The sequence below is a fragment of the Paenibacillus tabacirhizosphaerae genome, assembly GCF_040812395.1.
Lineage (GTDB): Bacteria > Bacillota > Bacilli > Paenibacillales > NBRC-103111 > Paenibacillus_E.
The window spans coordinates 26779-51166 of sequence record NZ_JBFNXH010000005.1 but is presented as its reverse complement, the minus strand read 5'-3'; the positions used below and the strand labels follow the sequence as shown (position 1 = coordinate 51166).

Genomic DNA, 24388 nt, shown 5'->3' with positions numbered 1-24388 from the left:
CATATGGATGCAATTTCCTCATTATCCGAGCTTTTAGCTGAGCAAAAACCTTCATCGTTCGTAGAAATACCAGGATCTTTGGGGCAGACATTCGGTCAGCCCACAATTGCAGCAACCTTGCCCATGAGCAAGCTATTTTCTATCTATGAGGTTGATTTGGAAGTGCAGCGCGCGATTATACCGCGTAATCTTTCGAAGTTGATTGATTATGTCAACTTGTATTTAGAAAACCGGCAGCCAATCTATTTCCCGGGCATCATCTTTTCGGCCAGGGGCGCAGGCCATTATGATGATGAGCATGGCGTGCTGCGGTTACAGCCGATAGAGAAGCTGTATGTCGTTGACGGACAGCATCGTTTGGCTGCTTTCCAACGTATTATGGAAACTTTACAGAGTCAGATGGCCCGCGCCAAGGATCGGCGGGAATATGAGAAAATGGAAGAGATTACAGAGAAGCTGCGCCGCTTGTACGCATTCCCGATTTCAACCATGACGTACTTGGACATTAATGCCAGACAAGAGCGCCAGTTATTTTCCGACATCAACAAGCTTCCTCGCAAACTTGGCGGAAACTTGGCGGTGCTGCGCGATCAACGGAGATTTTATCATGTCGCTGCCACGGAGCTTGCTGCCAAAGAGCCTGCCATGCAAGCCTTAACAGTCGATATGTTCTCGGAGCGCGGGAAATCGCCTGAATATTTATTTTCGTATCATTTGCTGATAGAAATCTTAATCGCCCTGTTTGAAGGCCGCATGAAATCGGCAGCCCGGAATAACGGATATCAGTATGATCAAAAGGAACTGCAGGAGCATGTTTCCTTGGCTGGCACATATTTTAATGGTTTGCTGCACTACTTGCCATCGCCTGCCAAAGGCGAGTTGGTCTGGTCCGAGAACATTCAAATTGCCTTAGCGTTGTTCATCCATGAAGAGGCTACGAAAACAGGCAGATTTAATCGTTATGCCCTGGAACACGCGCTTAAAATCATTCCGCACATTCAGTGGAACAGCATCTATGTCGGGGATGAGAAAGACCGTTTGCCAAGACGGACCCGCATCATGAAAGCGTATCAGCACATCAAAAACTTTTATCAAGAGAAGAATGTATTTCTGATCAGTGAAGCTAGCGCTTACGAAGAAAGCTTTCCTGCGGAAAGCTCCAAGGAGGATGTCGGCTAATGGAAGGTTTGCGCTTAAAGATGACGATTCATCCGTTTTGCGATAAGTTTGGACTCTCCACAGTGGCTCTGCGCGTTCAGGATTTGCTTAACTACACCATGATTGATCCTATGGTCCAACGTAAGCTTAGCAACATGCAGAGACGGAAAATTTCTACCTATTTGCAGGAACGGGAGCTGGATCACGTGTTTTTCGGACCGGTGACGCTTTCTTTGCGGGAAGTGAATCAACTGGCGAAGGGCGAGAAAGAGTTTCTGCTTAAGCACGGCTCGAAGCTGAGCATTTTGGATGGGCAGCACCGGATTCTAGCGCTTGGCTACGTGAATGAGCAGATGCAGAAGGAAGTCAGACGCTACGAGAAAAAGCTGGCTCTATTGAAAATCAAACAGCGTAAATTTCCGGAAGATACCGAACTAAGACAAGAGGTTGAGGAAGCGGAGGGAACGGTCAATCAGTTGGAAGGCAGACGATTGGATTTGATGGAAACACAGCTTGCTGTGCAAATCTATATCGGCTTGACAGAGGAAGAAGAGCAGCAGCTCTTCGGCGACATAAACTCCAAAGTGCAGCTGGTTAGCAAAGAGCTCGGGCATTCATTTGATTCGATCGATCCGCTAAATCTGGTCATTCAGCAGGTCGTTGATCATAACGTATATCTGAAGGCTGCCGGCGTTGAGCGCCGCAGCAACCTAACTTCGTTCAACCGCAACTTCACTTGCTTTAGCTGGTTGTATGCGACGGCTACTATGTTATTTTCAGGCAGAATGCAGCCTTCCTATGAATTGCAGCGGAAAATTCGTCATGACCCATCCACGTATGTGGAGATTTTGCATCAATTCTTCAATACGATACTGCCGATTATGCCGGAGCAGCCAGGTCTAGCGACATACACGTCTGCTAATCGTGTAATTCAAGAAAGTATTGCGCTCTACGCGAACCGTTTTTTGTTTCAGGATGGACAGTACAATGAAGAATGGACACAGTCACTGCAAATTCTTGATGGCTTCGACTGGTCGCATGATAACGAAGAGCTGATCTATGTATTTGGATCCTTGGATAACGGTAAAATCAATCTCATTCATGAAAAATCACTGAAGAAACATGTGAAGCTTGTTCAATTTTTCCTTGAAGGAACAGATAGTGACAGTTCGGATGAAGAAGTGGCTTCACCGGCATCTTAACGGTAATGACCCCTGGAGAACCTTTCGCTCTCAACGATGTTGAGTGGTAGAAAGGTTTTTTCTGTATATAATTAGGTTTACATATTTTGTAATCTGTTGTACAGTTGCTTTATTATGGTAACGCGATAAAGTGAGAGAAGGTGCATTGCCCTTGATAAAAGCAATTGTTTTTGATTTTGATGGATTAATCATGGACACGGAAACTTACGAATACTACTCATTTCGCGATCTGTTGAAGGAATATGGAGTCGAATTGCCGCTTAGTCAGTATAGCGCGAGAATCGGCGGGCAATCAGATTCCTTTGATCCGTATACGTATTTACAGCAGCAAACGGGCATCGCGCACGATCGTGAGCAATTGCGTGAGAAGCGAAGAGATCGATTTAATCTGCTATTTCGCGAAGAAAAAGCCCTCCCAGGCGTGGAAGATTGTATCAAGTCTGCACAACGGCTCGGACTGAAAATTGGGCTGGCATCCAGCGCACCGAAAACGTGGGTGCTTCCTTTCTTGAAGAAACTTAATCTGCTCGAATGTTTTGCATGTTTAAGAACGAATGAAGACACGAAACGTGTAAAACCCGATCCGGATTTATACATTCAGGTGTTGGATTATTTTCAAGTAGCTCCAGACGAGGCGATTGCTTTTGAGGATTCGCCTAATGGGGCGCTAGCTGCGATTCGAGCGCAGATGCGGTGTGTAATCGTACCGAATAAGCTTACTCGCAGGTTGGAATTTCCCAAAGAGGTGCACCTGCGTTTAAAGTCTCTGTCCGATATCGAGTTTGATAGGCTGATACAGAATATGTAAATACGGTAGAAACCTACAGGCAAAATGAAACCCGCCTTTGCTGCAAAAAGCGCAAAGGCGGGCTTTGATTATGAATTGCTTTGCAGTTGGTTAACTTCAGCAAGCATGGAAACCGCCAAGATGAACATGGCGTGCGACCATGTTAAGGGTACGACCCAAGCCGTTTCACCGGTTTCTTTATCAATCTGCTCAGGCAAGAGCCCCGTCTCCGTGCGGTGATCGACTGCCCATTGCAGGAGTTCTCTCGCTTTGTCGTACTCAGCTCTGCCAATATGGTAATGACTCAACCAAAGGGTTGTCAGAATCCATGGATTGCCACCGATATAGTTGTCGTCCTCATAGCGTTTAATTCCACCTACGCCTGGAACAGTTAAAGTCTTTGTGATTGCTTCAGCTGTAGAAACCATCATGGGATCATCAATGGAAACGGCAGCGAATGGAACAGAAATACCGAGTAAAGAAATATCGATAACAGGGTCATGCTTGAGAAAGTAAGTGGAATAACCTTTAGCATCCGTTGTAATGGAAGCTATCGCTCCTAGTTTCTCTCCCTGCAGGTACGTTTGCTCAGTCACTGCAAGTTTCACTCCGCGGTAGAAGGAACCGCGTTCTTCGTTCCAACAGAGCTCACGGATGCGCTGCTGGATGCTTTCTGCGGCCATCGACCATGCAGCCGCCTCAGTTTCAAACCCGCGCAGCTGCGCGAACGCTGCTGCTGCCTTCAAACCGCCGTACACAGCTGCTGCCGAGTACGTATGCTCCGCCAAGCGCTCCTCCCAGAGGTCGATGCTTGGTGAGGGCAGACCGGTTTCCTCGTCCAGGAAGCGAACGAGGAAATCGGCTCCCTTCGCCACTGCTGGCCATACCAGCTCGGCGAAGGCAGGATCCTGAATGTGGCTGTAATGCTGCCACATCCCCCACAGGATCGACGCGCCCTCGTCGATCTGCAAGCCCCATGACGGCGCCAGGCGCCCGTCATGGTAGTGGCGTTGCTGCCAGGACCCGTCAGCGTCCTGGGCCGTCAGCGTCCACTCGTAGAAGCGAGTGGACATGTCGCTCAGCCCGACGCGGTCAAGGGCTGTTGTAATGAAGGCGGCGTCACGGCCCCAACAGTACGCATAGCCGCCGCAGCGGGTAAAGCCTTCGTCGAACTCAGGCGCAGCAACGACACTGCCGCTTTGTTCGTCGGACATCAGCTTCATGGTGAGCAGCGAACGCTCGTACAGCTCGCGAATCGCATCGGACGCGTTCGGTGCAGGAACGGCGTCAGCCAAAAACTTATGCCAGTAGGCGGAAGTCTGCTCAAACCAATAAGAAGCAGGCTGGCTTTTTGCTTGGGCTAAGGTATCGGCTGCCTCTTGACGCGTAGAGCCTGCGGCAATATAGACAGGGATTTCAACGGTTTGGCCTGGTTGAACATCCGTCAATTGCCAGCACAGCGCGCCATCTGGAGCCATATCGATTAGGTTGCCGTTCAGCGCGCCTGCTTGAGCAGTCTGCCATGCTGTTCCTGCTTGATATCCAGTGCAAACGTTTGAACTGGAAAGCGAAAAAATATAAGCATGGCGCAAGTGCGTCAATGCATCCAGGGATGGATCAAATTGTGTCGTATGATAATATTGTGTTTCCAACGAACGGAAGGATGAAAAATAAATGAACTTAAAGGATGCTGGTTTCGCACTTTGGTTCGTGAATCGGTATTGCCTTACATAAATGTCGGATTGGGGAACCGCATAATCAAACGATTCAATAGCAATTGGGTGCTGTGCAGACGTTGCTTGCACACGGAAAATGTTCGTACGCGGAACATAGCCTGATTCATGCTGCCAGCCATCTTCAACACTGTCAAACCAAGTAGTTTGCTCGGCAGCGCCATCCCAGAATAGGCCAGTACGAATTTCATCCACATGCTGAGGATAGTCAATGTGAGGCCACCAGAGACGAAATAAGCGCCCTGTCCGGCCTAGGGAGGCGAGGAATTTGGAATTTCCGGTGATTGCGTCGATTAAATAAGGCTTTTTGTCTTGATTCATTTGTTCGTTAACAACTCCTTAGTTTTGTATGGAGTGAAGAGAGGATTCACGGGTTACCAGTCGATGAGGAATGATAATGTGATTATGGTGAATCGATTCTCCCTTAACTGCTCTTATCAAAGTTTGTGATGCCGTGTAGCCAAGCTGATAAATACCGATATCCACCGAGCTGATAGGCGGAGATGCCAGCTCTGACATCGATATATTATTAAATCCAACTAAACTGAGATCGGTTGGAACCTTGAAGCCAAGTTCAGTTAATCCTCGCAATACGCCAAAGGCAACAATGTCGTCTATGGCAACGAGGGCAGTTGGGCGTTCCGGCAGATTCATGAAGAATGACATGGCCCTGTAACCGCTTTCCTGTAAAAACTCGCCTTCCATCACCCATTCGGACTGAATCTCAAATCCGGCTTCTTTCATGGCTCGGACATAGCCTTCCATCCGGTCCTTGGAAACAATAAGGTTAGGAGGTCCGCTGACAAATCCAATTCGGCGGTGGCCTTGTGCAATAAGATGACGGGTTGCATCGTACGCAGCTTGCACGTTGTTGTTATCAACGGAAAGAACTTCCGGATAATCCTCGCTGCGTCCAACAAGCACGAATGGAAATTGCTGTTCTTTCAGAAAGGCAATGACAGGATCAGATTTACGGGAGTAAAGCAAAATGACTCCGTCGACTCTGCGCCCTTTGACAAGTCGGGTGACCGCTTCAACTTCTTCGCTTTCCGATGTTCCTGTCGTCATCATAAGATCATAGCCGCTGCGAGTTGACTGTGTAACGACACCGCGGATGATTTCCGAGAAGAACAGGTTCAAGAAAAGCTCTTCCGCCGAACGCGGCAGAAGAATACCTATAGTTTGCGTTGTTTTGGAAACCAAACCTTTAGCCATCACATTCGGGTGATAGCCCATATCCTGCATAATATCCTTGACTTTCCGGATGGTAGCTGGACTTATACGGGGATGCCCAGACAATACGCGAGACACGGTAGATGGTGACACTCCTGCTTTTTTGGCTACGTCGATAATCGTAACTGACATGCAAGTAATCCTCCTAGGATAACGATTCTTAGATTTCCTACATAAACGCCTGTCATTGTCTTGTTCCAAATGGCAGGAGGCACACATCTCTAAGTTGAATTTGCGCAAACGATTGAATTCGCATTCATTCCTTTTTTCATGTTAGCGCATTTACTATGTAAATGTAAATATAGGAATGAATATTAGGGTACTTACGTCATTTTCAAAAAAGAATTGATAAATTTGAAAATTTGAGAAAAACGGAGATATCGTGAGTTAAATCGAATGAAAAAGGCATAAATTACCTAAAATGGGCAGTGCAAACGTTTTTACAATTCAGGCTCTTCGATGTATGATAAATACAAGTATAAAGCGTTTTCAAACAGATTTTAGATGTCGGGAAACCGGTTTCTCGAAAACGTGAATGACTTAAGAGTAGAAACGTTTGCACAAATGGGGTTTCCAAGGTCGCTACAACGCATTACAAAATTGAAAGGGGTACTAAACATGAAAATGAAAAAAATGTTCGTTGTTTTATCCGCATTGACGATGACGCTTACTGCAACTGCTTGCGGAACGACTACGACTTCTACACCTGAAACGCAGGCGCCAAGCACTTCAGCAGCGCCAAATGTTGAGGCTGCTTCAACAGCACTGGACGATAAAGGCATTAAGCCGGAGCCGGGAGCTAAATTGCTCGTCTGGGATGGTGCGAAAGAAAGACCCTTCACAGATGAAATCGCTAAACAATTTAAAGCCAAATATAACGTAGATGTACAGATTGATGAGGTAGGCCCTCCGGACAACGTTAACCGACTCACAAACGACGGTCCTGCAGGAATTGGAGCTGACGTCATCGTACTCCCGCATAACCATTTGGGCAGAGCGGTGAATGCAGGTCTGATTCTGCCAAATGACATTTTTGGCGAATCCACCAAGAAAGAGAATACAGAAAGCTCCATTATCGCAGCGACAAGCGGAGACAAAATTTATGCGTACCCGAGATCATCGGAAACGATCGCTATGTTTTACAACAAAAAGTTGGTCAAAACGCCTCCTAAGTCGTTCGATGACGTGATTGCTTTCAGCAAAACGTTCACGAATAAGGATCAAAATAAATATGGATTAATTTGGGAAGCCGGGAACTTCTACTTCAACTATCATTTCTTCGCTGCTGGCGGAGGCTATGTGTTCGGTAAAAACGGCAATGATCCTACCGACGTAGGTTTGAATACGGAAGGCGCGGTTTCAGGGATGAAGTTGTACGCAAGCCTAAAGAAAGAAGTGCTGCCTATTAACGCGGGCGATATTAATCCTGATATCAAGAGATCGCTGTTCACCAAAGAAGAGGCAGCAATGGACATTACAGGTCCTTGGGAATTAGCTGCTTATAAAACCGCACTAGGCGATAATCTCGGCGTTGCTCCTGTTCCGACAGTAAACGGAAAAACAGCGATCACCTTCGCAGGTGTACAAGAATTGGCTGTCAATGCCTACACGAAATATCCGAATGCCGCAAAGCTGTATGCTCATTTTGCAACGAGCAAAGAAGCTCAACTGCAACTCTTTAAAACGATCGGCGCGGTACCAACGAACAAAGAGGCGCAAAATGATCCGCAAATCAAGAATGATGCTTTCGTTTCCGCTTTCGTTGAACAGTCCAAAAACTCAGTCCCAATGCCATCCATTCCTGAAACGGAAAATGTTTGGTCTCCGATTGGTGCTGCATTAAGCGACATTTGGAATTCCGGCAAAGATCCAAAAGAAGCGCTTGATAACGCTGTTAAACAAATTAAAGACGCGAATAGCGGAGCTAAGAAATAAGGTTCGTTAGCAGATGAAATCACCCACTGCACTTAAAGGGGTGATTTCATCCATTTGTTGGAGAGGAGCAAGGTTCATGAGCCAATTACGGACTGAATCTGTGAAAGAGAATGATTTAAAGATGTCTCGACATCGCATTAACGCTGCCGTTCTATCCGTCTTATGGTGCGGGTTTGGTCAGCTTTACAATCGCCAGTTCATCAAGGGGATATTGCTGATTCTCGTAGAAGCGCTGGGCGTTTTTTATTTTTATGACAAGTTGGGAAAAGCGATTTTCGGGTTGTTCACCCTAGGAGTGACGCCAACACGGCAGGTTGAGGTAAAGGGCGTGTCTGTTAACATTCCCGGAGACCATTCTATTTTTTTGATGATTCAAGGGATTACGACAGTTCTTGCTTTTTTCCTTATTCTTACCGTCTTTGTAATGAGCATCAGGGACGCCTATGTAGTTGGGAAACAGCGTGAAGCAGGCAAAGTGCCAAATAACTTCATACAGTCTATCAGATATACATTAGATAAAAAGTTCGCCGAGCTGCTCCTCATATTACCGGGGATCGGTATTCTGTTTTTTACCATTCTGCCTATCATTTTCATGGTCATGATTGCTTTTACGAACTATTCAGCTCCTGACCACGTGCCGCCGGCAAAATTAGTGAACTGGGTAGGATTTCAAACATTTAAGGACCTGCTCCTGCTTAAGACATGGAGCGCTACCTTTTTTGGCGTACTCCGATGGACGATTATCTGGGCGATTTCAGCAACGGTGACGACGTTTTTTGGAGGTTTTCTGGTCGCGCTGCTCGTTCAGCAAAAAGATATTCGTTTCAAGACCTTTTGGAGAACGATTCTTATTGTTCCATACGCGATTCCGAGTTTAATTTCCTTACTTATGATGCGGAACTTATTTAATGCTCAATTCGGTCCCATCAATCAGTACTTAGGGTATTTCGGTTTATATAAGCCGCAGTGGCTTACGGATCCGATTTGGGCCAAATTCACGGTTATCCTTGTTAATATGTGGATAGGCATACCTGTATCCATGATATTGATTATGGGTGTTTTAACAACCATCTCTCGTGATATGTATGAAGCTGCAGAAATCGACGGGGCGTCTAATTTCCAAAAGTTCAGGTTGATTACGATGCCGCTTGTGTTATTCACGACCGCTCCGGTTCTTATTACGCAGTTCGCAGGCAATATCAATAACTTCAATGCCATCTTCTTATTGACAAATGGGGGCCCTAACGTCGGTAAATATCAGTTCGCGGGGGCAACAGACCTGCTTGTTACATGGTTGTTTAACTTAACGTTGAACCAATTGAAGTTTAACATTGCTTCGGCAATTGGCATTCTTATTTTCTTTCTTATCGCAACGTTTTCCATCTGGAATTTCCGCAGATCACGCTCTTTCCGAGAGGAGGATATGATTCAATGATCGGTCTAAAGCTTGGGAAATCAATTCGTTTAACATTCAGCTACGTTGCCTTGATTCTGTTGTCCGTCTTCAGTTTGTATCCTGCTTTGTGGATTATTTTGGGCTCTTTCCGGCCTGGCAGGTCGTTGTACAGTAAAACGCTCATTCCGGAGAGCTTTACTCTGGACAATTATAAACTGCTGTTTACATCAAAAAGCTTTTTATTCGGTCAATGGTACTTGAATACACTCAAGATCGCCATCATATCGATGTGTTTAGGTACGCTGCTCGTTTTACTTTGTGGCTACGCAGTATCCCGATTCAGGTTTAAGGGACGGGGGTTTACCTTATCTACAATCTTGGTTCTTAATATGTTTCCTGGGTTTCTTAGTTTAATTGCGGTTTTCATTTTGCTCAAAGAAATGAATTTGCTTAATACGCACTTGGCTATCATTATCGTGTACGCTGCGGGGGCGCCTTTATTTACTACTATTGTCGCAAAAGGTTTTTTTGATGCTGTTCCACGCAGTTTGGACGAGGCGGCCAGGATCGACGGAGCCAGCAATTTCACCGTATTTTCCAAAATTATGCTGCCGCTGACCAAGCCGCTGATTACTTATGTAGCCTTGACCACCTTTGTAGGTCCATGGATCGATTTTATCTTTGCGCGTTTAGTGCTCAGATCAAGGGATAAATGGACGCTAGCGGTCGGTTTGTTCGACCAGGTTGTTAATGCGAACCAAAGCTCCAATTTTACGCTGTTTGCTGCATCGTCCGTTCTTATCGCAATTCCAATTACTGTGCTGTTCATCTTCTTGCAGCGGAATTTGGTGGATGGTTTGACGGCTGGAGCAAGTAAAGGATGATAAGGATATCCCAAAGGATTGCTTTGCTGCTCTTTGCATGCATGCTCTCGGTAGGGTTATCGGGTTGTGAGAGAAATGAACAAGGGGAAATAGCTCCGGCAATTCCAAAAGCTTCCGTGGCGGAAAACGTTGATTTACCGCTGAAGATTGACGAGCAGCCATCGTCAGTTTATTACCAAATCTTCATCCGATCATTCAATGATTCCAATGGGGATAGCATCGGGGATTTAAAAGGAATAACTCAGAAGTTAAGTTACTTGAAAGAGCTTGGGATTGAGGGGATTTGGCTCACTCCGCTCAATCCATCGCCAAGCTATCACGGTTTTGATGTGACGGATTACTACAACGTTAATCCGCAGTTCGGTACGTTAGATGATTTCCGCGAACTGATGAAGGAAGCACACAAACAAGGCATTAAGGTTGTTATGGATCTGGTCCTTAACCATACGAGCTCTAAGCACCCATGGTTTGTTGATGCTATGAAAGGAAAGGACAGCCCGTATAGAGATTGGTATGTTTGGACAGATGAGACGGACCCTGTCAAACTGTCTGAGACAAGCGCTACTGGGGGAGCGGCGTGGCATAAGAAAGATAATGCTACCTATCTGGGCGTTTTTTGGGAAGGTATGCCCGACCTTAATTTTGATAATCCTCAAGTTCGCAAAGAAATGATCAAGGTCGGCAATTTCTGGCTTAAACAAGGGGTAGATGGCTTTAGGCTCGATGCGGCTAAACATGTTTATGAAGACTTTCAATCTTCCAAAGGCAGCAAAGAGGTCGTGGAGAAAAATCAGGCATGGTGGCAAGAGTTTCGTAAGGGAATACAAGAAACGAATCCGAAAGCCTACCTGATCGGCGAGGTGTGGGATACCGCCTCCGTTGTTGCTCCTTTTCTGGATCACGCTTTCGATTCCACCTTTAATTTCGACTTGAATAAAGTGCTTCTGAGCAGTGCCGATACGGAAAAGTCCTCGAATTTGGCCAATTCGCTGATGCGGAACTACCAGCTGTTTGCCAAAGCATCAGACAGTGCTTTCATTGATGCGCCTTTTCTTGGGAATCATGATTTGGATCGGGTCATGAGCGCATTGAATGGAAATGTGGATCATGCCAAAATGGCTGCCTCGCTGCTGTTAACCGTCCCAGGTAATCCATTCATTTACTACGGTGACGAAATAGGCATGAAGGGCAGAGGGCAGGATGAAAATAAGCGTGAACCCATGCTCTGGTATAAAAGCGGCAAAGGCGAGGGGCAGACGAATTGGGAACCGGCGCTGTCAAACGGCGGCAGCTCTCAACCATCTGTAGAGGCGCAGTTGCAAGATCCCGAGTCCATCTACAGCCATTACAAAAAGTTGATTGATCTTCGTAAACGTGAACCTGCTCTAAGGGACGGTGACATTCGCAGCTTCGAGGTCAGCAATCCGAGTATATCTGCATTTGTCCGGATGACTGTTAAAGAAAAGGTACTCGTGGTCCATAATCTATCAGGTAAGGAACAAATGGTTGAGATGAAGATGAGCCAATCCGACCACTTTCAAACAGTTGCTTTTTCTACGAAAGAGAGAGTGAAACTGGAGGATGGCAAATTGACAATTCCTCCATACAGTACAGTTATTTTGAAATGATTAACACGTAAATAAAGGGAAAACGGGTGCAGTCTCATTTGTTGTTATGAGGCTGTGCCTTTGGTTTAGTAGAGAGCAGTGAAAAAAGGGGGTTATCTGCATGATTCTAAGAGACAGAATTCGCACCATGTTTCGTTTTCGTTTTCGCTTTCGTTTACGAAATCCAATTCAATCCGTAGGAGGCAAATTATTTCTTATCTTATTCGTGACAACGGTAGGTTTGTCAGCTGTTCTTGGCATTGCGTCGTACACGGTGGCGAAGAACCTTATCATGGACAAGGTGGCGACAGCCTCTTCGCAAACGATCGTTCAAGCGGCGGATAAACTTGATTTTATGCTGGCACAGTATGAAGCCTTGTCAAGGCAATTGCTCGTGGATCAAGTCTTGAAGGATGATTTGATCTTAATGAATCAACAGAATGGGGATACCGCGAAGAAGAATGATGCGGATTTCAGAATTAAAAGGAAGCTTGATGCACTTGTCGCTTCGGATCCAAGATTGTTGCGGATTACGCTGCTCCCCAAAAATCTTGATATTGCCAAAGCGTTTCGATCAGCCAACAGTAATGCCATTGTCACCGGTCCTGCGAATCAGGCATGGATGAAAAAGATTATGGATGAAGATGGGAAAGTTGTATGGATCCCTTCAATGAAGAAGGGGCTATATACGTTAAACACTCAGCCTACTTTTACGATGGGCAAATTGCTGAAAAATTTAAAAAATCCTGAGGCCGAGTATTTGTTAACGCTAGAAATTAAAAGCGAGGCTCTGGCTGAGGTGCTTTCCAATGTAAAGATTGGTCAAAATGGTCAAACGATGATCCTTACAGATGACCACCATATTGTGCATAGCGCAGTTGCGGACCAATTGGAGAGCGAATCCTCCCTATTAGCTGGAAAAGAAGGTAAGGAGGAAGAGTCATTTTTTGCTAATGAGCCGAAGGGACACCAACAGTTAATCGTCTATAAAAAGCTCCATACTGCGAATTGGGTGTTAACAGGGGATGCTCCGACCAGTGATTTCATCAAAGAAACGAACAAACTTTTGTATATTACGCTGGCTATTACCCTCATGGCTGTTGTGCTTGCGGTTGTCATCGGGTACTTCATGGTCTTCTTGGTTGGCAAGCCTTTAAATGTGTTATGTACATTGATGGAACAAGGGCAACGCGGAAATTTAACCGTTCGCACCGAGTTCAAGAGCCAGGATGAGATTGGGAGGCTAGGTCAAAGTTTCAACAAGATGATGCAGCAGATAAGCTCATTAGTCGAACAAACAAATGCTTCAGCGAAAGAAGTATTGGATACGGCAACGGAGTTATCCAAAGTATCGAAAGGGACGTCGGTATCTGCCAAGGAGATTGCCTTTGCAACTCGTGAAATAGCACTAGGAGCAAGCAATCTAGCCGTTGAAGCAGAAAAAGGGAATGGTTTAACTGAAGATATTGGGCACACCATGGCTAAGGTAACGCAGTCGAATATGTACATGGAACAAGCCGCTGATCGCGTGAAAAAGGTGAGTGAGCAAGGGACAGCGTACATGCAAGTGATGATTGAAAAGACGAATGCCAATGAAAGACTGACTCAATCTATTGTCGAAAAGGTAGACAGGCTCAAGGAAAGCACCTATTCTATTAGAAAAATACTTGAGTTATTAAATAACATGACTAAGCAAACGAATATTCTTTCATTGAATGCAGCTATTGAAGCATCCAGAGCAGGAGCAGCAGGGAAAGGATTCATGGTCGTTGCGGAAGAGGTGCGCAAGCTTGCGGATCAATCCAAAGCATCCATTCATCTGGTTTCGGGAATTACGGAGGACATTCAGAGGGAGATCGAGCAGACGGTTTCTGTTTTGTTGATGGCTTCTCCAATATTTAATGAGCAGATGAACTCGGTGAAGGAAGCGGCCGTAATATTTGAGAATGTGAAGGAGGAAATGAGCGGGTATATTGAGCAAATCGATGCATCATCGTCTTCTATCGGAGAATTGGTGCAATCTCAACATATTTTGTCCGAATCGATGATTTGTGTAAGCTCAGTTGTTCAACAAACGACTGCCTCCACCGAAGAGGTTGCATCATTGTCAGCGGAGCAGTTATCCATTAGCGAAAAGCTGGTTAAATTATCAGAGAAACTGGAGGAACTGTCGGATATTTTAAAGACATCTCTAGTTACGTTTCACACATAATCCCTACAGACAAAGGAGGAGCTGATCTTAATTTTGAAATTTACAAGTTAGATTAAAGGAGGACAAATGATTAAAATTGTATTGGCCGATGATCACAAAATTATGAGTGAGGGCATCAAGCTTATACTGGAGAGGGACAAAGAACTGAAGGTTGTTGGTTATGCTGCGAATGTGGAAGATACGTTGAAACTATGCGAGCAATTGCACCCTGATGTCGTGTTGATGGATTTCTCGTTGCCCAATAGTGTGGGAATTGGAGGCATTAAGCTAATAAAAACGCAGTTTCCTTTAACCAAAGTTCTCATTTTCACGGGGTGCAAAGATGCGGAAATCATGCTCCAAGCAATTAATAACGGCGTGAACGGCTATATATTAAAAGATATCAATCCCGATGAATTGATTATGGCGGTGAAGAGCGCTGTCATGGGACTTAGCATCATGCATAAAGATGCGCTGTTCAGTTTTGTCGAACATGTGAATGCGTATCGACAAAATTCTTTCTTACATACGAACACGCTCGATGTTCAATTGACGGAAAGGGAGCTGAATATCATTAAACATATCGTGGAGGGTATGGAAAATCGGGAAATCGCGAAGAGTCTCTTTATGTCCGAAGGGACAATTAAAAATACGATTTCAGGAATTTTAAAAAAACTGGATTTGAGAGATCGCATTCAACTTGTCGTTTTTGCACTCCGTAATCACCTGGTTAGTTGAGACATATATGAAAAATTAGGAAACAGGGATAATATGACAACCCTTGTTTCCTTTTTTTATGCATTTGAATTAGTAATGAAGACATTTATTCGTGACGCAGGGCATCTAGTGTCATTTGAACAAGCAAGTATAATTATGAATTACAGTGAAAGAAAGTTAAACAAAAAGTGATAAAAAGTGAGAAAATGATGGCAAATTTGCAGATGGAAAAGGAGTGAAAATTATGGATTTAAATGTAAAAATTTCGGATATTATAGCTGCTGTTCTAAATATGGATCCTGAGCAGTTGAGGGGGATTAATTACGACGAGCCGCTAAACACTATCGGTATGGATTCCATTAATTGTATGGATATCGTGATACAAATAGAGGAAGAGCTGCAGGTTGTGTTCCAAGATGATGAGCTCCTGCTCGACAACCTTAATTCGATTAACAAATTAAGTCTTATTGTTTCACAAAAGCTAGAACAGCACTCAGTGAATTGAGGAGGACTATGCATGGCATTAATCGAGGTTAAGGATTTGGTTAAGGAGTATAAATTAAACGTGAGGAAGAAAGGGTTACTTGGAGCGATTCAAGGCTTATTGATACCGGAATATCAAACGAGGCGGGCAGTCGATAACATCAATTTTTCAATTGAAAAGGGAGAAACTGTCGGGTTCATTGGTCCAAACGGCGCGGGCAAATCTTCAACGGTCAAAATGCTGACAGGCATTCTGGTACCGTCAGCGGGGACGATTTCTATAGGAGGGCTTTCCCCCTATAAAGACCGGAAAAAGAACACGTCGCGAATAGGCGTTGTTTTCGGGCAAAGAACGCAGCTATGGTGGGATTTGCCTGTTAGCGATACTTACGATTTGTTAAAGCATATCTATAAAATTCCGGAAGCCGTCTATCGGCGCAATTTGGATATGTTTAGCGAGATGCTGGGCTTGCATGAATTCATTAGACAGCCCGTCAGGCAGCTCAGCTTAGGACAGAAGATGAGAGCTGATATTGCAGCTGCGCTTTTGCATGATCCTGAAATTATCTTTTTTGATGAGCCGACGATCGGGCTCGACGTTATAGCGAAAGAGAATATTAGAGAATTTATCAAACTTATTAATAAGGAAAAAGGCACAACAATGCTGTTTACGACCCACGACATGGTTGATATCGAAAAGACATGCCAACGAATGATCATCATTGACAAGGGTACGAAAATTTATGACGGAACTGTTGCAGAAATTAAAGAAATGTATGGGGGCAGCCGTATTCTTGCCGTTGAGTTCAGCGAGAACTATGCCAATGTCAAGATTCCCGGGGCTGAACTGATTAATGAAGAGGATAATAAAAAGTGGTTTAGATTCGAAAAAAACGAAGTCCAAGTATCACAGCTGATAAATCGATTATCCCAGAGTTATAGTATTCTCGATTTGACTGTCCAAGAACCTGAAATTGAAGGGGTTATCAGGGAAATTTACCAAGGGGGTATACACCTTGATAAGAGTTTATCTGGAGTTTGCTAAAAAATCATTCCAGAATAATTTGGTCTATCGGATGGATTATTTTGCAGGAGTCATCAATGCGATCGTTATGATTTTTGTTAATATCGCGATCTGGAAAGCGATCTACGAAGAAGAAGAAACTCTCGAGGGCGTTCAATTTAAAATTTTGGCCACCTATATCGTCTTATCCTTCCTTCTGCAGGTCGTGTACATGATGGATGAATATTTCATTGAGTCGAAAGTAAGAAGCGGTCTCATTTCATCCGACCTGTTAAAGCCTATCAGTTTCAGGCTCTATGTTTTCTCGTATAACGTCGGAACGACATTGTTCCGGCTTATCATGCAGTTTGCTCCGGCCCTTATCATCTCGATATTTCTGTTTAAGCTGCTGCCGCCTTTCTCCAATTCGATGCTGCTTTGTTTCTTGCTGAGCGCTCTGCTTGGTTACCTGGTGTTGTATTCTATGAACTTTATCGTCTGGATGAGCTCTTTCTGGTTCTACTGGACATTCAGTCTGGTGACGATTAAAGACGCCGCTGTCATGATTTTCTCTGGCGCGTTAATACCATTATGGTTTATGCCGTCGTGGTTGGTTGATTTTATTAAGCTGACGCCATTCGATTCGATGTTTTACACACCAATCCGGATTTACCTAGGCATGATTCCTCAAGAAGAAATCGTATCGGCAATTATCCGCCAGGTCATTTGGGTAGTTGTGCTTTTTGCAATCGGACAGCTGATGTGGAAGGCGGCAGCCAAAAAATTGGTTGTACAAGGGGGATAAATGTGAGGTGAAATCGATAGCGGACCTGCTTGTCGTCTTTTATAGGTATTCGCAGCTTAGCTTGAAAACGACGCTCGAGTACAAATTTGATCGGACGTTAATTACGATCGCAATTTGTTGTCGGGAAATGATCAGCGTCGTGGTTATGTTTCTAATTTTGAGCAGGTTTCTACACATCAAAGGCTGGGAAATGAATGAGTTGTTCTTCTTGTATAGTTTCTTATTTTTGTCTTACAGCTTGTTTGTTTTGCTGTTTGCGGGGGTTAGAGACTTCGACCAATTGGTGTATTCGGGCGAGTTTGACCGTTTGCTCACGCGTCCTCTCGGCTTGATGTTTCAGATTATAGCCTCTAGAGTGGATTATCCGGCGACACTTGGCCATGGAATCGTAGGCATCCTGCTATTCATGAATACGGCTTTTTCAGTCGGAATCGAGTGGAATTTACAGAACAGTCTTTATTACATAGCTGCTTTACTAGGCGGAGCTATTATTCAAGCTTCTATTTTCATGCTGTCGGCCTGCTTCAGTTTTTGGGCGATACGGGCTGATAATCTGCGTAACCTGATCTTTTTTAATTCTCGAAGAATAGCCGGATATCCGATCAGCTTCTATCCTGCGTTGATTCAGAAGCTGCTTATCTTTGTTGTCCCGTTCTCCTTCGTCAACTACTTCCCTGCTCAATATTTCTTGAGGAAAAGCGACATGGCTTCATTCTGGGGAGGTTACATGTATCTGTCTCCTTTAGTTGGCATTGTGATGTTCAGCCTAGTCTACCTGTTATGGAGGCTTGGAGTCAGAAGCTACTCAAGTTCCGGAAATTCGATGTTTTAAAATAAGCCATAAGAATTGAGAGGAAGACGCCTTTTAATGAAAAAATATACGAATTTGATTGTCATTGGAGTAATTGTAGTTGCAGTTTCCGTTTTTTATATAGTTAAATATATGAATTTCAACGATGTGCTGCTATCTGTCGGTTATTACGATAAAAAAATAAGTGTGATTAATACAGGCGACGTACATGGTCATTTGGTGTATGACGAAGCGAATGGGGGCTACTATACACTGGATGAGATAAGTGTGGAGATGGGCATGCCGCTCGTTAAAGGTATTGCGGACGGGATTCGGAAGAAAAATCCGGATTCCCTATTCCTGGACAGCGGAGATATGTTTCACGGTACGAACGAAGCGAATGTGAATGAGGCTGAGGGGATTGTGGAAGCCGCTAATTTAATGGGATATGATGCGATGGTTTTAGGTAATCATGACTTGGATTTCGGATTTGATCGGTCGCAGGAAATTAAAAAGCAGCTTAAGTACCCGATTCTAACGGCTAATGTATACAAAGACGGTAAGCCAGCTTTTGAACAATACAAGATAGTGACTGTAGGAGGTAAAAAGATTGGTCTATTCGGTCTAACCGTTCCGGAAGCATTGTCGAATATGAATGTGTTGGATCCAAACGGCGTGACATTCGAAGACCAGGAACCTGCTGCGCGCCGTACCATTGCTAAGCTAAAAGAGCAAGGTGTGGATGCGATCATCTTGATTTCTCACCTGGGTGATGATCTGGACAAAGAGCTTGTGAAGAAAGTCGACGGAATTGACTTTGTACTAAGCGGACATCATCACTGGTTGTACAAAAAAGCAGAGAAAGTAAATCATACCTACATTGCCGAACCGGGCTCTTATACTACGCATGTTGGGCTTGCGGATCTGTATTTTAAAAATGGTAAGGTTGCCACTGTCGGTTGGAGCGTCATTCAATCAAAAGACCGCTCCATAGAAGATAAAGCTGTGGCAGCAGTAGCTAAGAAATACTATGACATCGCCTTTGAACAAGGAAAAGAAATTGCCGGAACATCTACTGTGCAACTGAACGGTATCCGTTCACAAGTTAGATCGAAGGAGACCAACTTGGCAAACTTAATTACGGATGCCATGAAAGAGATAGGGAAAGCGGACATTGCTCTGCTGAATGGAGGGGGCATACGCGAAAGTATCCCGAAAGGTGATATTAGCTTATATAACATCGGAAAACCATTACCTTTCGTTAACTCTTTGATGACGATTGAAGTAAAAGGCGAAGTTGTTTATGAAGCACTCGAAAGAGGGCTAAGAGAGTGGCCAATTGGGTCAAGCAACGGCGGTTTTCTCCAAGTTTCGGGCATCAGCTACGAATTTGATGGATCCAAGCAAGCGGGTAAACGGTTGGTCAGCGTAACCAAGGATGGTAAGCCATTGGATAAAGAGAAGCTGTATAAAGTTGCGGTGAACGATTATTTGGTTAATGGCGGAGATAATTACAAGGAGTTTGAAGGCGCCAAGCAGATCAGTCGTGGAGAGCTGCTCAGGGATGTATTAGCCAAATATATTAAAGCCAAAGGTACCGTGTCACCTGGACTTGAAGGGCGAATCAAAATTACGAATGAGCGTTACAAGTAGGATCAAGATAAAGAGCAAGGTGGGGGAAGCATGGGTAAACATGTTGTCGATAACGTACCGCGCTATTTCGAGCCGTATGTAAATGATTGTTTTACGAATACCTATGGATCGGTTCTCAGTTACATGGGTTACAATCCGCGAATCATACTCGCTGATTATTTATCTTTTATGTACGACAACGCAACTGGCTTGATTGGAGCGAACTTTCTCTACCGTGATTTAACATCGGTAGAGTTTAAAGCGGAAGAGTTGAATACTTCCTTCGTATTCTTGCAATTGCCGGGAACCCGTTACTATACGGATGAAGTGGCAGAATGCCAAGAAGGGGCAGAGGGCAGCATTCAGATCAACATGTACATCCACGATGACAGTAAAGTGGCTGAAGCCCGGCTCAGAACGCTCATCCACGCCGATAAGCCTGTAATTACCGTCGTTGACTTACATGATATGAGTTATCATCGGGCCTATCAGAAGGATCACGGACTGCATGCTGTAGTCATAACCGGTTATGACGATGAAACGCAGAGCTATACATTGTTTGACCGTTATGAACTGTCCAGTGGTACTGATTTTCTAGGAACGCTTCCGATGGATGTTATTCATGCAACAAGAGTTTCAAATAATCCCTTGTCCAACCCGCTGCTTGGACAGTATGAAAGACCCATTCGTAATCTCTGGATTGAGATACAGGTTGGTTCAGCATTCAACGTATCAGAAGATCGAATTGTATCCATTTTGAACGAAAGCTGCCGCAGGATGCTTGGTCAACAGGAAATACTTGGTCAAATGTGCGGACTTGGCCGAATGGAGGCTTTCCGAAGCGATCTGCTGCTAAGAAAGGAGCAGCCACTTGACGAAAAAGCGATCTATTTGTTCCGTTCGTATTACAACACATCCTTCAAGACATTGGCTAGGAGCCGAAAGCGATTTAGGGCATTCATTGAAGAGATCGGTCATGTCCTGTCTCAGGATGCTTCGGCTCGAGTGCTGGAATTGCTGGAGGAATCCGCTAAACGATGGGATATTTGCGCCAATCTGTCCCTCAAACTCGGCATCTCCAAATCTTTGAAGATCATTGATGATCTAGACAAGCATTTGCAAGTCATTATGGAATTGGAAAATGAGGTTGTTGAATGCATGCGCACATCGGATTCATTAGCTTCGCTATAAATTAAATTACAAGGGAGATGAACATTTATGTTCGATATTAAGAAGCAAATAGAAGAAGCTTTGCAGCAAGTTGCGGTAGGTGTTGAAGATCGGGAGCTTAGCAACGATGTCCTGCTTTCAGATTTAGGCGTTGACTCCATTAAGTATGTTGAATTGCTAGTTTTGATCGAAGAGAATTGCAACCTTACTTTCGACGAGTCTGACCTCGGCGTTGGCGCGTTACGCAACATTGGCGATTTAACGGCATTAGTTAAAAAAACGATAGATCAACAAGCGGACTAAGATGAACTTATGGGGCCTGATTGAACGATCCTTTCATAAAAATGCCGACCGTCCCGCTTTTATCGATCCCAGCGGATCGTTGGTACGTTATGGCGATCTGCGGGAGATTGTGCTTCGCACGGCCGAAAATTTTCGTTCCACGATTCCGGCTGGGAGCTGCGTTGCCATTTTGGATGAACTTCCGTATATGGAGGCTATCTACGCGTTAGCGCTCATTTCCCTTAACGTTACGGTCATTCCTTTGTCCCCTAAGTATGGGGAGCAAAGATGCGTACAAATTATTGAGCAAACCAAACCGGATTTTCTCGTCTCTTCTTCAGACGCGTATCTTCCTTCCAGTGTAAAGGATGCCTGTAAAGCTGAGAAAACGGCCATTGTAACACCAGATTCAGTATCCTCAGGGGAGCGGCAGCCAACTGCCGACCCACTTTCTGTTCGTTCGTCTATGCCTGCATCTTTCGTTATGTATACGTCAGGAAGCACCGGCAAACCCAAGGGGACGATTCTAACGTATGACAACGTGAAGGCGAATATGGAAGACATCGAACGTTACTTTGGGCTAACCTCTGATGACCATATTCTCATTAACCGCTCCTTGAGCCATGCGTCGGTCATGACGGGGGAGTTTTTGTTGGGATGCGTTTGCGGGGCGCAGATTACGTTTTATAACGAGCCTTTCATGCCTCGCAGATTGCTTAGTTTCATGGAAAAAGAGCAGATTACGGTCTTTTGTACGACGCCGACAGTCTTTTATCAGCTTGCCATGGATAAAGTCGAACGTGTTTTGCCTAAATTACGGAAAGTTGCCTTGATGGGCGAATATTTGCATAAACAGGTTGCTTTGAAAATAAGCGAAAAGTTTCCACATGTTAGCTTCTATATGTTGTATGGCCAAACGGAGGCGTCCCCGAGAATTACTTATCTGCCGCCAGATTATTTTACCGTGAAGGAAGGATGTATCGGAATTCCTATTGCCAGCATGCAAGCAGAGATCATAGACGAAGAGGGGAATCGTCTTGGTATTGGTGAAAAAGGGGAACTAATCGTCAAAGGACCTAATGTTTTCTTAGGCTATTGGGAAAATCCGGAACTTACGGCCAAGAAATTAAAGGACGGATGGTTGTATACCGGCGATGTTGTATACCGGGGAGAAGACAATTTCCTGTATATTGAAGGCCGCAAAGATGACATGATCATTCGGGCCGGCATGAATATTTATCCGAAGGAGATCGAAGATGTGCTGCTTGAGGACGAGCGCATTCGCGAATGTGTCGTTTCCGGTGCTGCTGATCCGAGGTACGGGCAGAAACTGCAGGTGTCCGTCGTTCCACATCCTGATCTTGTCTTAACGTCTGCAGACGTGATCGATCTATGCAAAAGTCGATTAGCCAGCTATCAATTCCCGGATATCGTTCAAATTGTGAGCGAAATTCCAAGAAATTCGGCGGGGAAAATCATGAGAAGACAACCCGTCTAAACCCAAAAAAACGAATGAAGGAGCACTATTATGACAAAAACATTGGAACAAGAGCTTGTATTGGAATTGGCGCAATTCAGGAGGCCTAACAAAGAACGGATTCTGGAATTAATTGCTGAAAGACTGGATTGGGCGGAAGTGTTAGGGCATCTCATCTATAACCGCACAGCAGGTATCGCTTATCACGTATTGCGGCAAATCAGCGCTCCATTTTTTAACCGTGAGTTTGAATTTGGCCTGTATTTGATTCATGAAATTCAATCCCATCGGACGAATTCTCACAAAAAATCAATTCTGAAAATCGCTGATGCGATGAGAACAAGTGGTATTCCTCATACGTTTCTGAAAGGCTCCATTTTGGCCAATTCCATCTATCCGATTGGCTGCAGAATCTCCAGCGATATTGACCTCTTGCTTCGCTCGGAGGATTTGACGGCATGCGGGAAGGTACTGAAGGATCTGGATTTCATTCAGGGCTTTCATGATGAGAATGAAAACACGGTCATCCCGGCTACAAGAAGAGAAATTCTGAATTATCGGATGAATTACGGGGAAGTTGTGCCGTATCGCAAAATTACGCAAGAGCCAGGCATCAATTTGATTGAAGTGGACATCAATTTCTCCTTGGATTGGATGGCGGAAGGAACTGAGCAAGCAGTAGACAATTTCGTGCAGCAAGCTGAGGATTACTTGTTTGACGGAGTTCACCCGGTAAGCGCGCTGCCTAAAGAATACTTCATTGCCCACCTGTGCGTTCATTTGTTTAAAGAAGCGGCGGTGTTGAACTGGGTAGAGTGGCAGCGGGATCTCGGTTTGTATAAGTTCGTAGATATTTATGCATTCCTCACAGACCCTAATCTAGAGCTTGATTGGCAGAAACTGATCGATATTATGCAGTCTAACGATATTATCAATGAGTGTTACTATTCACTCGCGCATACGTTGACATTCTTCCCGGTATTGAATGAAAACACAGGCTTCATTAACATGCTTGCACAAATTAAGCCTGAGCAAACGGACTTCTTGGAACAGGTCGTGGATCCAGCGAATTCAAATATCGTGTATAAATGGAACAAGGATTTAATCTCACGCTTCTTCGATATGAAACGGTTCGGCAGCTTGGAAAAAATTCAAGATTATGCACCAACCACCAATTAGTCAGAACCGCACGGTGAGCGAATGAAAAAAGAAGAGTTTGTCATTAACCAAGCAAAGGGAACTCTGCTGGTGTATGAGGGCATTAGCGGTTCGGGCAAAAGCGGAGGCATTCATAAGCTGGAGCGTTACATGTCGACATCTGGCATAAGCCCGATTATGGTTGAGTGGAACTCGAACCCGCTAATTCGCAAGATCACCCAGCAACTGCATAAGTTCGGACTATTAACCTCTGTCATTTATAGCTTGCTGCAGTGGCTTAGTTTTTTTATCGACTACTGGAAGGTTATTTCACCAGCACTGGATGAAGGTCAGATCGTGATCGCCGATCGTTACGTATATACGGCATTAACGCGGGATTCTGTGAATGGTGCCGGAACGATGATGGGGCGTATGTTCGGACGATTCGTCAGGCAACCGGACTTGGTACTGTTCTATGACACTCCCCCTGCTGTTTGCTTGGAGCGCATTCAATCCAGGGGGAAAGTTCTTTTTCATACGAACAAGAAATTGCAAAATCAAGACATGAAGTATTTGGAACAGACGAGAGATGCTTATGTCCGTTTGTTCAAGGGGCTGCAGGAGCGTGGAGACACGAATATCATTTTCGTCGATCAGCATGAATCATTTGAACATCTTAGCCATAAAGTTGATGGATACATGCATCAAAAAACAGGACTCAACAAAGAATCGACGCTAAGAGAATCTTTGTCCCAATGGAGGTAAG

21 protein-coding genes are annotated in these 24388 nt (G+C 44.7%); 19 read left to right on the top strand and 2 right to left on the bottom strand.

Features of this window, described 5'->3' with window-relative positions:
- Positions 1-3: 3 nt before the first annotated feature.
- The 3 genes from ABRS97_RS10915 to ABRS97_RS10905 all read left to right on the top strand — a co-directional run bounded on the left by ABRS97_RS10915 (position 4) and on the right by ABRS97_RS10905 (position 3168).
- Entirely contained in the window at positions 4-1179 is a 1176-nt protein-coding gene (locus tag ABRS97_RS10915) for a DNA sulfur modification protein DndB (protein WP_367813732.1), read from the top strand.
- Positions 1179-2360 carry a DNA sulfur modification protein DndB gene (locus ABRS97_RS10910; protein ID WP_367813730.1) on the top strand — a complete coding sequence of 394 codons (1182 nt, stop codon included), beginning with the start codon at positions 1179-1181 and terminating at the stop codon, positions 2358-2360. The genes ABRS97_RS10915 and ABRS97_RS10910 overlap by 1 nt, the downstream gene beginning before the upstream one ends.
- Positions 2361-2511: 151 nt before the next feature.
- The gene (locus ABRS97_RS10905) at positions 2512-3168 is read left to right on the top strand and encodes an HAD family hydrolase (protein WP_367813728.1); all 657 of its coding nucleotides are present in this window, start codon (positions 2512-2514) and stop codon (positions 3166-3168) included.
- Positions 3169-3236: 68 nt separating this feature from the next.
- Here ABRS97_RS10905 and ABRS97_RS10900 read toward each other — a convergent pair whose 3' ends face one another.
- Entirely contained in the window at positions 3237-5201 is a 1965-nt protein-coding gene (locus ABRS97_RS10900) for a glycoside hydrolase family 15 protein (RefSeq protein ID WP_367813726.1), read from the bottom strand.
- A gap of 18 nt (positions 5202-5219) precedes the next feature.
- Positions 5220-6245, bottom strand: coding sequence for a LacI family DNA-binding transcriptional regulator (locus ABRS97_RS10895; protein WP_367813724.1), 1026 nt, complete (start codon positions 6243-6245; stop codon positions 5220-5222).
- 486 nt (positions 6246-6731) lie between these two features.
- Between ABRS97_RS10895 and ABRS97_RS10890 the strand changes: the two genes are divergently transcribed.
- The 16 genes from ABRS97_RS10890 to ABRS97_RS10815 all read left to right on the top strand — a co-directional run bounded on the left by ABRS97_RS10890 (position 6732) and on the right by ABRS97_RS10815 (position 24387).
- Complete coding sequence (locus ABRS97_RS10890; protein ID WP_367813723.1) at positions 6732-8048, top strand: sugar ABC transporter substrate-binding protein; 1317 nt, start codon at positions 6732-6734, stop codon at positions 8046-8048.
- Positions 8049-8169: 121 nt separating this feature from the next.
- Complete coding sequence (locus tag ABRS97_RS10885; protein ID WP_367814276.1) at positions 8170-9483, top strand: carbohydrate ABC transporter permease; 1314 nt, start codon at positions 8170-8172, stop codon at positions 9481-9483.
- Positions 9480-10328: a sugar ABC transporter permease gene (locus ABRS97_RS10880; protein WP_367813721.1), complete on the top strand. Its 849-nt coding sequence runs from the start codon at positions 9480-9482 to the stop codon at positions 10326-10328. Before ABRS97_RS10885 ends, ABRS97_RS10880 begins: the two co-directional genes overlap by 4 nt.
- On the top strand, positions 10325-11956 hold the full coding sequence (locus tag ABRS97_RS10875) for an alpha-amylase family glycosyl hydrolase (protein WP_367813719.1): 1632 nt from the start codon (positions 10325-10327) through the stop codon (positions 11954-11956). The genes ABRS97_RS10880 and ABRS97_RS10875 overlap by 4 nt, the downstream gene beginning before the upstream one ends.
- 100 nt (positions 11957-12056) lie before the next feature.
- The gene (locus tag ABRS97_RS10870) at positions 12057-14147 is read left to right on the top strand and encodes a methyl-accepting chemotaxis protein (RefSeq protein WP_367813717.1); all 2091 of its coding nucleotides are present in this window, start codon (positions 12057-12059) and stop codon (positions 14145-14147) included.
- Between the two features lie 66 nt (positions 14148-14213).
- Entirely contained in the window at positions 14214-14864 is a 651-nt protein-coding gene (locus tag ABRS97_RS10865; protein WP_367813715.1) for a response regulator, read from the top strand.
- A 223-nt stretch (positions 14865-15087) separates the two neighbouring features.
- Entirely contained in the window at positions 15088-15348 is a 261-nt protein-coding gene (locus tag ABRS97_RS10860; RefSeq protein ID WP_367813713.1) for an acyl carrier protein, read from the top strand.
- A gap of 12 nt (positions 15349-15360) precedes the next feature.
- A complete protein-coding gene (locus ABRS97_RS10855; protein ID WP_367813711.1) occupies positions 15361-16371 on the top strand; it encodes an ABC transporter ATP-binding protein in 1011 nt (336 codons plus the stop codon).
- On the top strand, positions 16343-17134 hold the full coding sequence (locus ABRS97_RS10850) for an ABC transporter permease (RefSeq protein ID WP_367813709.1): 792 nt from the start codon (positions 16343-16345) through the stop codon (positions 17132-17134). Before ABRS97_RS10855 ends, ABRS97_RS10850 begins: the two co-directional genes overlap by 29 nt.
- Before the next feature lie 7 nt (positions 17135-17141).
- A complete protein-coding gene (locus ABRS97_RS10845; protein ID WP_367813708.1) occupies positions 17142-17966 on the top strand; it encodes an ABC transporter permease in 825 nt (274 codons plus the stop codon).
- Positions 17967-18002: 36 nt separating this feature from the next.
- Positions 18003-19577 (top strand): bifunctional metallophosphatase/5'-nucleotidase, encoded by a 1575-nt coding sequence (locus tag ABRS97_RS10840; protein ID WP_367813706.1) that lies wholly within the window; start codon positions 18003-18005, stop codon positions 19575-19577.
- A 30-nt stretch (positions 19578-19607) separates the two neighbouring features.
- On the top strand, positions 19608-20747 hold the full coding sequence (locus ABRS97_RS10835) for a BtrH N-terminal domain-containing protein (protein ID WP_367813704.1): 1140 nt from the start codon (positions 19608-19610) through the stop codon (positions 20745-20747).
- Between the two features lie 27 nt (positions 20748-20774).
- Positions 20775-21029, top strand: a complete 255-nt coding sequence (locus tag ABRS97_RS10830) for a phosphopantetheine-binding protein (RefSeq protein ID WP_367813703.1) — start codon at positions 20775-20777, stop codon at positions 21027-21029.
- Between the two features lies 1 nt (position 21030).
- Positions 21031-22506: a class I adenylate-forming enzyme family protein gene (locus ABRS97_RS10825; protein WP_367813701.1), complete on the top strand. Its 1476-nt coding sequence runs from the start codon at positions 21031-21033 to the stop codon at positions 22504-22506.
- A gap of 30 nt (positions 22507-22536) precedes the next feature.
- Positions 22537-23664, top strand: coding sequence for a nucleotidyltransferase family protein (locus ABRS97_RS10820; protein ID WP_367813699.1), 1128 nt, complete (start codon positions 22537-22539; stop codon positions 23662-23664).
- A gap of 21 nt (positions 23665-23685) precedes the next feature.
- Positions 23686-24387, top strand: a complete 702-nt coding sequence (locus tag ABRS97_RS10815; protein ID WP_367813697.1) for a dTMP kinase — start codon at positions 23686-23688, stop codon at positions 24385-24387.
- Position 24388 lies beyond the last annotated feature (1 nt).